Raw genomic sequence first — 11,528 nt, forward strand, 5'->3', positions numbered from 1 at the left:
TATATATTGCGCTAATAATCTCGCGCGCCTCTTACAATAATTAATTTAACTTATACTCTTTACTGATTGTATAATATAATGGTTGATGCCTGTATCTTCATCTGGGAGTAAATAAAATTGGATACATGAGGCGTCCAAAGATACACAAGCGAATCGGTGGTCAAACAAGGCAAGAATCACAGCATTAGCCAGCGCTACCTGTGCAAGGCCTGCAATCGTCATTTCATCTCTCAGCCCAACCCAATCGGCTACCCGCTTAGAATCCTGCACCAAGCCATCAAGATGTATCAAGATGTATCTAGATGGCCACTGCTTCCGACGCATCGGGCGCAATCTGTGTGTCAAGTATGCAATCGGTAGCCACCTGGGTCAAGTGCGCCGGTGAACGTGCCTTGGCTGCCTCCCATCCCGCAGCCCCCCCAATCGACGACTAACCGATCGTCGAGCTTGAGAGCAGTTCACATTCGTCGGGAGTAAAAATCGCGACGATCTCATCACGCAGGTCGAGCGCCGGCGCGCGCTGCGTGATGAGCTGGTAGATACTCTATCCTGCGATAGAGCGATGTTGCAAGCGGTGGTGGATCAAGGGCCACGCGCATTTCAGTATTGCACTGACGGCTTCAGTGGGTATGCCGCTTTGGACTACCATGGCGGCTGTCTCTAGCTGAGCCGGGCAAGTCGCAGACCTATTCAGTTGAAGCAAGTCTCGCTGATTTGCAGAGAATTTCGCTCGCTTAGGCCGACAGATGCGGTGCTTTTCGCTGTGTGTGTAGGAGCTACGGCAGTCGGTTGCGTCCTTTGTGCAATGCTGGAATCGGCGGCATCCCTTCAAGCAAGCGCATTCGGGTTATTAGAGCTATACGCGGGACTACGCAAATATTTGGATTTAGGCACTCCCATGGATCTAACGAAACATTATCCTAGTTTATAATATAATCATGGACCCGCTCATTGACTTCAACGACTATTTTATACTCAAACAAGATTCTTGTTTCAAACCTGCTCTTTTTAGGCAAGCGCTGTTGAAATATCCCGATCAGTTGATTAGCGTTCTTATGAAGTATGTTAGCGATCATAATAGAGATACTTTATTAGTTGACGACAATAGAATTGGTTATGCTCTTTTATGCTTAGGTTTTGTAGATAAAAAAGAGTGTCGAGATTTATTATTACATGTTAAAAGAGATGGTGACCGAATTATAAGCCAATTATCTGATATAGCCTTATCATTATCAAATAATGAAAAAGCAGACGAGATATATCAAAAAATAAAAAACTGTGATAAAGAAGCGCTGTATTATATTTATAATATTACATCAGGCTCGCAGAGGGGTATTAACTATTACGAAGATGTTTGCTGTGATTTGCGCCATTATATATTAAATAATTACCCATATATTAGAAATAACACGATAAACGTAGAATATCTTAAAGCTTTAGATAGGGAAAATAAATTATCTGATTATCTAAAGCAAATCGGAGAATATGGATTAATGGATGAGTATGAAGCTTTAATGGAATTTGCTGAGCAAAAAAGGGATGATAAAGATAATATGGAAAACATAGTTTTAGCTATGGGTAGTATCTACTATCGTTTAAGGAATATCAATCCAGGTAAAGGATTGTTTATAGGAGATCGTGAAATAGAAACAAAAGAGTTTGCAGAAAAAATGTCAAATTATAGAGATTATCTTGATGAATATATTAATTACGCTAAAGACCGCGGACTCCCTTTTGATATCCTCATTAGATGTAAGGGACAATTGGGATATCAAATCGACGCTGCAGCCCTTTTATCTAAGAAGAATTTTGAAAAAGAATCATACAAACGCATTATGGAGGCAACTGTGTATTCTATGGATACGATGATGATAAATAAAATGATAGATTACGCAATAACGATGAACTTCAATTTATTATATTTGATTTCTTACGATATCAATATTGTAGAAAAAATAAGTGAATCTAATATAAACAGGATAGCAATATTAATAGATAGAAATTATGCTCTATACAGACCTAAAATTTTCGATTTGCTTCTGCCTTATGTTTATATTAACCAAACAAAAGATCTTTTAGACTCCGTCTTTAAAATACTAAAAAGGTTTGACATTATAACCAACTTGAGAACTTTATCTAACATTTTCAAGATAGACAGTGATTTATTTGATCAATATATTTCAAGCCACATAGGCACCATAGATCTAGTGAATATTAAAGAAAGAGAGTATTTCTTCTTGAAACAATTATTGTCTTTTATGGTGGTAAATAATTCTCCGGCTGTTTATGAAATACTACCAATAATATTAACAGATTTGAATGATAAATACAGGGAGGAAATCTTGAACACTATTTCTGCATGCGGAAATGAGCTGGCTTTGTATATAACCACAAAATTATCACATGTTAGGAATAAATATAACGCACAAAGACATGGGTTTTAATGTTATAAAAACAGAAACGAGGCGTTTTTTATTTACTGAAGAGATCAATGGCAGAAAAAAGATTATCTCGTGTAATAGGGGAGGAAAAAGCCAAATGGCCAATCTAATGATAGATTGGCCATTTGCCCCAATTTGAGCTCCGCGCTCGCAAATTATTATAGCAAGGGCTATCTTCAATGTCAAGATTATGCCATTATATCTACAGAAATTATGCCGTATCAATGGCACTAATAGTTATCTGGACATTGCTAACTTCTGAAAAGCCCACTCTACTCCGCGTCGGCGGCTGTTTGTGTATTAATACGGCACGCTCGCATACGACACCTTTTGACGTTTCTTAGTCTTCATAACGTTCGCCAGCACCCAGTGCTGTTTAAGGGACCAGCTCGCAGCAATACAAGCAACAGGGATGCCACTGTTGAGCGAAGAAGAGATGTTTGCCGCTGACGACAAAATGCTGCGCGTAGCGCTGAGCATCGCACAGGCCAAGTTGTTTTGTAGATGATAACCATGCATGGCCTGTACAGGCCATTTATGTCACTCAGACAGACGCCGGTTCTAGCGCATTACGTTATGTACACGAAGACAGACTGCAACAGGATCACGGCGCTGCCAGACGTGTTGGCGTAGCTTGAGCAACGCAGCCACGTCGTGGTGACCGATGTAGCATACGCTTAAAATCCCCCCGATCATGCCATCATTGAGATCGAAGGCAATCGTGTGTTTGACTTAAAGCGTAACCATGCGCGGCTGTTTGAGGCGTTACGGTAAACCTCGCAATGTGGGCAGCCCTGAAGGGTTTCGTCACATGTAGCACGAATCACTGCTCACGGAAGATCTCAGGTACATGCGCTGTGGACGATGCGAATACTAACTATTTGCTTATGTCGAGCATCTGAACTACTTTAGTCAATAGTTGAGTAATTGGCGAATCTGGATACGGTTGGTTTTGTACGTAGCAGGCGATACTATCGGGGAGAAGGAATGTGAACATGTGATTTTCTTCGTAACTAGCCTGAAGCGGAAGGGCAGACGCTTTCGCGCGCGATGCACGCCTATTAGCATCTTCTGGTAGCAGACAATCATTAGCCAACATTAGGATAGAATACGCTGAACTATACTTATGTAGTTTCCTGGAGAATGTAAGAGATGAGTGGATCATATCTGTTCTTAATGTCATATCAATAATATACTTCTTCTGTTATTGATCGCATAACACGAATATTGTCTTGATCTTTTTCTTATCGAAAGCTATAAATTTATCAACATCCATGTTAAATGATATATGCTTATTTTCATTTATGCGATCAATCATCATTTTAAGAAGGTCATGCTGGTTATATGAAAGATCCGCTGGACTGTGCAAACATTTGTGCTTAGATACACCCAAAATAGGGTCAAATCAAATGTGCTTTTTAATTATAAGCTTATAATATTCTGTAAATATAATTATAGCCAAAATGCTATTTAATTATTATTATATTTTCTTTAAAATTAAGGCATGCTTCATAGGCGAGGATTATTTGGGGGTGTTGACTGATGTAATTGATTTTTAATACTACTTACGCGATGGATGCGAGAAGAATGGATCATCTATTGTCTCGCTTTTGCCTTCGTTTTCTACTGAGACAGTTCTTTTGCTATTGACATCATAGGCTGCACCTTGAGGCATTGCACGCAGGTGCCGTTCATAGGTAGCATACGACATGGCATCAGCCTCTTCTGCGGTGCGCATATAATGCATAATAGAATTCTGATAGATGATATTGAAAGTATTTTCATCGCCTTGCGGGGCTTTGCGTGTTTCAAGCAAGAATACGCGCGGGATGCCATTTAGATCACGTGCGCGCACATAACAATGAAATCTGGGCAACCCTACTATATCCGAAGGATGTAGATTCTGGAAGTCGTCTCCTCCAGCAACGTTTAGCTCCTGACTAAGCACTTTGCTATCCTCTGCTCCACAATTAAACACAAAAAGCGTATGTATGTTTTCCAACCAAGGCAATTTACTATTGTTCTTTCTATTCTCTATATTTGATAAAGATTGGGTGCCCATAATAATATGAGCGCCATATTTACTCATTTCACTCAAAAGCAATGCTAAGTTAGCGCCGTGAATGGACTGGAATTCATCAATAATAAGATAAACTCTTGGATATTTCTTGCCGTTTAGTTTTTCCTGGCGATGAAACAAGAGATATGACAACCAATTAATAAGAGTAGCGCCAATAAGAGCCGCGGTTGATGAACCGATGATGCCGGCTGCTAAATCTACGATAAGTATGCCTCCGCTATCTATAATATTTTTAATCTGCAAAGTGCTTGTAGTTTGCCCAAAAACGCGACGAGCTTGCGGTAGAGCGTTAAATGAATTTATTTTCGTATTAATAGGCGTCACAAATTCCTGTAAGGCGCGTGTATTATGAACCCTGATAAAATCAAATACATTTCTTAACCACCATGTGCGCAAATGTGAGTAAGAAGCATCGGACAGTAGATCTAAAACTGTGCGGGTAAAAGTTGGGATACTGAGTATTCCTGGCACATCGAGTAAAGTAAACAAATGAGGATAGAAATGTCCGTCACCGCGATTTATTAGGCGAGAACGATACGCTTCCTCAAAAGCATTAGAAGATATTGAAGTGTTATCAATGAAACCAACGATATGGTTATAAAGAGTATATATCTTATTTATCAATATCTTATGATATTCTCCATTTCTATTGATGGTATTTAAAATAGAATAAGCAATATCCGATATCTGATTAAATGCTTCTTTGCTAATTTCTGATGCAGGAGGATGAATATTATTACACACTGTCGTACATAATTCTTTTAATTCTTCAATAAAATCAGAGGGTAGATGATCTGGGGCAGGATTGAGAATGATTGACTGATATCTCAAAAAGAATCCATAGAACTTATCGCAGCATGATCTAAAATTATACTCGTTCATTAATACACGATTGGCGTAGAACAATGTATCCAAAGCTCCACGTGCATAGTCTTCAGTCCTCGGCCCCCAGTTTTCAGACCATATTGATCGCATAGCCTCTAGCGTATCCATGACTCGTTTGTCTGGTAAGGCATTCTCTGATTCATAACTAGCTGGTTCGATTAAATTCATGCCGAAAGAGTGATGCTGGGTACTAAGATCTAGGAAAACCGCTTGAGTAATTCTTTCCTTCGGCACTAATGAGGCGACATGTTGAGCCAAAGTACGGTGTGGGTCAATAACAATAACAGAAGCCTGCGGGTCATTTTCCATAATATATTGAGCGATGAGGCACATCATGTTAGATTTGCCACTTTGTGTTGTTGCGACTAAACCGATGTTGCCGCGCAGAATACTCTGTGGCGACAAATATACAGGTCTGCGATAGATGCCAGGGACGTATCCACACAACATCCCTTCTTCGTGACCAAATTCTCTCCGGGGAGCCATCACTTGTTTGGATGTGCCGTATTCTAGGCTTGGGTTGTAACTAGCTTCATGTGGCAAGTGCCATAAAATGGCCATTTCATTAGAAGATAGTATGGGCTTTTGTAAAGATCCAGGCAGAGCAATAACCAATGAAGGGATACTTTGATCTATTGCATGGCGTTTAAAGCATATGTAGTCTGGTGCATATATTGCCCTGCTCTTTTTAAACATGAATCCATTGCCACTTGCGAAATTATATGCACTAAAGGTATTAGTTACTTTTATAGCTAGGTTCTCCGCATGAACACGATCAGAAGCGACCGTATAAATCCTGAACCAGACCCGATAAGCGTTTCCTGCTATTTTTTGTTGTACCAGATGAGGATCAGGTGGAGAACCGAGCTTCAATCGTATGGAAAAGAAGAAAAGAGCTGCTATAAAGCAGCCCAAGCCGATAAATGCATAATTTGTCAAGCCGAATAGAAGCACAAGGGGCAAACATATCAAAAGGGCAAAGAAGATGAATCCTACACCAATGAGAGTAGACAGTGTGCTGATTAAGTAAACAGGTGATAATTTTAATTTTTCATTAACATCCTGGGTCGTGCCTCTCCAAAACGAAGCCCAGTGATAAGGCATCGGTGATAGAATATACTGTATTAAACACTGCTGATCTTGATTGAGATGAGAAATTGTGGAGATGACATTCATTAGCGGGTCGGCGCCGCGAGAAAAGTCATCATAAGTAGATCTGCCTTCACGTGTGCTGCTGGTTCTAATCGGCCAAATAGCTGGTGATCTGAGTTTACCTTCATATAAACATATGTGTTTATTAGCCGATTCCCTTATTTTTACTGCCGGATCTTGTTCTGTATCATAATACCTAACATCACATTGTGGCCATGTTGCTTTAACCAAATCTACGGCATGAGTGAGACGATCATACTCTTTTGCTCTAACCAATAGGGATGTGCCATGATAATCAGCGTATATTTCTAAGGAGATGAAATCGTTGAGATGATGAGTGCAAATGGATTGGATAAAAGTTTCAGAAGATAGAGCGTCTCTTTTGTTGTTTCTTGGCACTATAATTTTTGCGCAATATGAATTCGCGTGTCCTATTTTAGGGATGTCTTGAACAGTGTGAATATTATTCATATCCAAACATATTATAACACAGATAGGTGTGCGAGATTGAAGACGTGTGCTAAAATAATAGAATAAAGGCGTGTTAGATAAATATTACACTAAGATAATTGTGAAAACATCGCCTATGTTTTAGAGAAGAATTCAGCGCATTTATTAGCCTTAAAACATATTTGCGGTTGAAGCAATTGTATGAATTTTGGATAAAAGCAACCAATAGGTGATAGAGTAAGATAAAGACTGAAGCTGCAACAAGTGCTACCTATAAATACTTAAAATCATGGTTGTATTCTTCAGATAATCCAATCAGATACTCTACTCACATCCTTCATCCGTCTGGTAATCAAAATGTATATCGCTGACCAATGCTTCCGACGCGGCAGTATCACGCTAGACGTAAAGAGTGTGACCAGTAAACAAATAGGTTAAGCACGTTAGTAGTCCTGTTCTGACTAAACCTATCCCGCGCTGTACAAAAGAAGACAAAACCTTCTTATTTGTTATCTAGCAGTTCATATCTTTAGGACGTAAAACGGCATGACCATCCCCTAGATTGTTTGCCATCGCATACTCGGTGATGCAAAAAAGTAAACGATCTATCAGTTGAGCTATGATTATGTATTAGTGAATCATGATATATAAATGTTTTGGTTTTATCTTGCGGTTCTAGTGTATGTGTTACGCAAAATTATCGTTAACTATCATCGGTTATCGTGACAAAGCTCTAGTTGTTTCATGCAAGAAGCATGCTCGATCGTTTAAACAGGTTGCACTGATTTTTGATCTTGTCAACACAGGCCAATAAATCGAGCTGTTTATAGGGTATATGACAAGCTAAACAGGCTGGATTCTTTATTTTTTAAATCTAGAGTGGGCAGTATTTATTCCGGTGAGCGCATCATAATTATAACGATTGTATACGGCTGCATCAATCTTTGTGTCTAGATCTTTCCGCCAATTCTTATGATATCCATGTTAATATGCCGACTTAAATATCATTAAATTTTATATACTTCTTATTTATTTAAACTGAAGCCATTAAAATAATCAAGGTTAGTGATTGTTTTGTAAGGTTTGAACGGTAGAAAGTTTATTATTTTTTATATTTACTTAGCATTTTTATATCAAACGAGATAAAATGCATCAAAGTGTATAAAGTGAGTGAACATATAAAGATAACATCAATCGAATAAATTCAGATAAAAACTCCCCGCTTGTTTATAAATATTGTTATTTGCATTAAAAAAGAATATAAGTTAGACTGATTTTAATTTATTACAACAACTATAGTTTACCGTAATATACGCATCGTCAGTGATAGCTTTAAATATTAATATAAGCCGCAAAGTTGTTGATAAACAACATTAATCTTGAATTATGCTATAAACAGCTAAAGTCAATCACAAGAATTTGGTGTGTGTCAATAAATACTCTAAAGCAACGAAGCATATCCTTTCTTGTTTAAACCTATAGCCCTTAACTCTCTTATAATAATATCTACTAAATAAATGATATCGTGATTATCGTATAAGTCGATGGCTAATTTACGCACAATTTCGATTGATCTTTCGTTCAAACAATAAACAAGTAATTTGATAATATTATTATTTCTGTTGCTTTTATTAATACGGTCGTTTTCTTTGATAGTTTTAAACACAGCATTCAAGATAAATTCATGATCTAAAATTGCCAATGGTCTCATATGCACATCGCGAACATAGTTAATAAAATCATCGGAGTGTTTAAAAAACAATTCCATGGAGTATTGATTAAGTGTTGATAACAACGTCGTGATAAGCAATCTAAACATATCGGCATCTTTGTTAAATTTATCCAAAATCATAGTTAGTAGTTTATCTGCCTCGTTTATATTTCTACTGATCAATTCAAATAGCGTGTAAATTGACATAAAATATTGAGGTTCGTTTTCATCGTGATTTATCAAATTACTCATATTATTAATGATATAATCAACGCCCTTTTCTTCATCTAAGTTAAGCAGCGATAAACCTATATCTTCCATGTATAGATAAGCATAGGAGCCGAGTTTATTAATAATAAAAAAAACGGTGTCTGTATCCTTATGATGAAAAGCATATTCCAATATCATTTCACGCAATGAGAAAACCCAGAAATCATCGCCTGTTTTTATTATTTCACGCGCTAGTTCTATGTTTTTCTTATCCACCACCTTACCCAATTTATTACCATACAAAGAAAGCAACATAGCATATTCATCATAATACATCAACATAATCTTTATCATTTCATTGATGAATTCTTTATTTTGGCTTCTTATCAAGATATCCAGAATATGACCATTTTCGTAGTCATTTAAACAGCGTAAAATATTATTTATTAAATCAGTATAATTTTTATCTTTAACCTCAGTTTTAAAATTATTTAAAATAGGTATGTACTTGAATAGATAATCCAATAAGAGTTTCGAGTAATAATCCAACCTAATTTTTAACTCCTCGTTTAAGTCTTCAGAATAACGATAACGGCCTAGTATATCTCCTATAGACTCTAAGATCAAATCTTTTTCATCAAAACGATTTTCTTCAATCCATTTAAACAATAATTCACAAGACTTCAAATCTCCCACTTTACCTAATGATCTGATAATAGTTTCTTTTAAAGCACCATTCTCGTCTTTTTTTAATTCATACAGTAATAAATCTACTATGCCATCGTAATTCATTCTGGTTAATGTTTTCAGCGCCAATGATTTCTTGTTTGTATCACTCACACGTAATTGTTCGAAAAGAAATCCTAGAAAATACTGGTCTTGTATTTCTCCTATCACTTCAAGAGCGGCCTGATAAAATTTGTTCGAAAATTCTATGATCAAATTTGCCAAATCAATCTGTTTCTTATATAAGAAGGCAAAACCGATTAGTTTTAAGATATTTCTACCCTGATCTCCATCAACAGAATTTAACTTTTCTTTTACATATCGCAACATATGCTGATTGCCTGTCAATAAGTATAGACCAAGATATGCTGCACATTGTATAATCGCGACATCGGGTTTGGTATATACAACCAATATATCTTTTACTTTTTTGTTATTGATCATTGCTAGGTGTACTAAAGCTTGCGCTAGTAAAAAATGATCGGGTAGGTGATTATTACAGAAAAGTATAAAATTTAGTATAATCACCAAGCTTTCATATGGATACGTGCGCGTTATTTCAATTAACTCTCGTGCGTTTAATCTTTTCTTGTCTTGAAAGATATAATATCCAGTTAGATCAAGATGACTTTTCATGCCTTTATTATATGTCAATCTGTTGTGATTTATGTGTCTACAGATAACACGAAGATAGCCACCATTTTCTTTAAACAAAAATAATTCGCCTCGTGCATTTATATTTATAATATTTAAAAGCGTTAGATTAACATCGTGTTTTTTTATTTAAGATATATTTTGAACCAAGAATAAATTTGTTTATTATCTAGAGGATATATACAATTTCATCATCATTAATAATACAAACCCTGTAAAATCTGCAATTAGCTATAGTACATGTATTTACATCTTACATTGAGTCAATTGCACCTTAGCTAATTAATTAAATCGGTTATTAGGCTGAGACAAAATTTTCGGATCTTGTAAAATAGCTCGGTTACAGATGTGATTAACATAATTCAACCACCTATTTGCTTATGTCCCTAGTTAAGTTTATATACATGGTCTTATTTTACAGCATATGAAGATATGCTAATCATCTGTGATGTTTTTCTGTAAACAATATAAACATGGACTTTTAATCGTTATTCTATTTATCAAAAATTCAGTTTAAAGCGTTAATAAATATCTTTAATCGGTGTATAGCCAATATAAATACTTATCTTGTTGTATAATACATTAGCCTTGTTTATTAAATATTCCTCATCTAATATTTCATTATATTATTGAGTAAATAGACGAGCGATTATTGAAGCGCCTAAATCTAAATATTTGCGTAGTCCCGCGGATAGCTCTGATAACCCGGATGCGCTTGCTTGAAGGGATGCCGCCGATTACAGCATTACACAAAGGCGTAACCGACCGCCGTAGCTCCTCCACACATCGCGAAAAGCACCGTGTCCGTCGGCCTAAGCGAGCAAGATCCCCCGCAACTCGGCAAGACTTGCTTCAACTGAATAGGTCTGCGACTTGCCCGGCGCAACTAGAGACAACCGCCAAGGTAGTCCAAAGCAGCATACCCTCTGAAGCCATCGGTGCAATACTGAAATGCGCGTAGCGCTTGATCCACCACTGCTTGCAACACCGCTTCATCGCGGGATAGGGCATCTACCAACACATCACGTAGCGCGTCCAGCGCTCGACCTGCGTGATGAGATCGTCGCATTTTTTACTCCCGACGAATTTGAACTGCTCTCAAGCTCGACGATAGGTTAGTCGTCGGTTGGGGGCTGTGGGATGGGGGCAGCCAAGGCAGTTCACCGGCGCACTTGACCCAGGTGGCTACCGATTGCGCACTTGACACGCAGATTGCGCC

General features: G+C 37.5%; 6 protein-coding genes. 2 read left to right on the forward strand and 4 right to left on the reverse strand.

Translation table 11 applies throughout. The features are described from left to right. Window positions 1-45: 45 nt before the first annotated feature. On the reverse strand, window positions 46-291 hold the full coding sequence (locus tag NZM04_00785; protein ID MCS7062580.1) for a hypothetical protein: 246 nt from the start codon (window positions 289-291) through the stop codon (window positions 46-48). Between the two features lie 11 nt (window positions 292-302). On the opposite strand from NZM04_00785, the gene NZM04_00790 reads away from it, so the two are divergent. Next, window positions 303-434, forward strand: a complete 132-nt coding sequence (locus tag NZM04_00790) for a hypothetical protein (GenBank protein MCS7062581.1) — start codon at window positions 303-305, stop codon at window positions 432-434. Window positions 435-938: 504 nt separating this feature from the next. Continuing rightward, entirely contained in the window at window positions 939-2,444 is a 1,506-nt protein-coding gene (locus NZM04_00795) for a hypothetical protein (GenBank protein ID MCS7062582.1), read from the forward strand. A 1,558-nt stretch (window positions 2,445-4,002) separates the two neighbouring features. Here NZM04_00795 and NZM04_00800 read toward each other — a convergent pair. From NZM04_00800 to NZM04_00810, 3 genes are all read right to left on the reverse strand, one after another. Beyond that, on the reverse strand, window positions 4,003-7,029 hold the full coding sequence (locus tag NZM04_00800; protein ID MCS7062583.1) for a DUF87 domain-containing protein: 3,027 nt from the start codon (window positions 7,027-7,029) through the stop codon (window positions 4,003-4,005). Window positions 7,030-8,449: 1,420 nt separating this feature from the next. Then, a complete protein-coding gene (locus tag NZM04_00805) occupies window positions 8,450-10,291 on the reverse strand; it encodes a HEAT repeat domain-containing protein (GenBank protein MCS7062584.1) in 1,842 nt (613 codons plus the stop codon). Window positions 10,292-11,195: 904 nt separating this feature from the next. Next, the gene (locus NZM04_00810; GenBank protein MCS7062585.1) at window positions 11,196-11,378 is read right to left on the reverse strand and encodes a hypothetical protein; all 183 of its coding nucleotides are present in this window, start codon (window positions 11,376-11,378) and stop codon (window positions 11,196-11,198) included. Between the last annotated feature and the right edge of the window lie 150 nt (window positions 11,379-11,528).

This window comes from Candidatus Methylacidiphilales bacterium (genome assembly GCA_025056655.1).
Lineage (GTDB): Bacteria > Verrucomicrobiota > Verrucomicrobiia > Methylacidiphilales > JANWVL01 > JANWVL01.

Excerpts from the sequence above, each read along its gene's own strand:
- NZM04_00790 (MCS7062581.1), top strand. The coding sequence starts at position 303 with ATGGCCACTGCTTCCGACGCATCGGGCGCAATCTGTGTGTCAAGTATG.
- NZM04_00795 (MCS7062582.1), top strand. The coding sequence starts at position 939 with ATGGACCCGCTCATTGACTTCAACGACTATTTTATACTCAAACAAGAT.
- NZM04_00800 (MCS7062583.1), bottom strand. The coding sequence starts at position 7,029 with ATGAATAATATTCACACTGTTCAAGACATCCCTAAAATAGGACACGCG.
- NZM04_00805 (MCS7062584.1), bottom strand. The coding sequence starts at position 10,291 with ATGAAAAGTCATCTTGATCTAACTGGATATTATATCTTTCAAGACAAG.
- NZM04_00810 (MCS7062585.1), bottom strand. The coding sequence starts at position 11,378 with ATGCGACGATCTCATCACGCAGGTCGAGCGCTGGACGCGCTACGTGAT.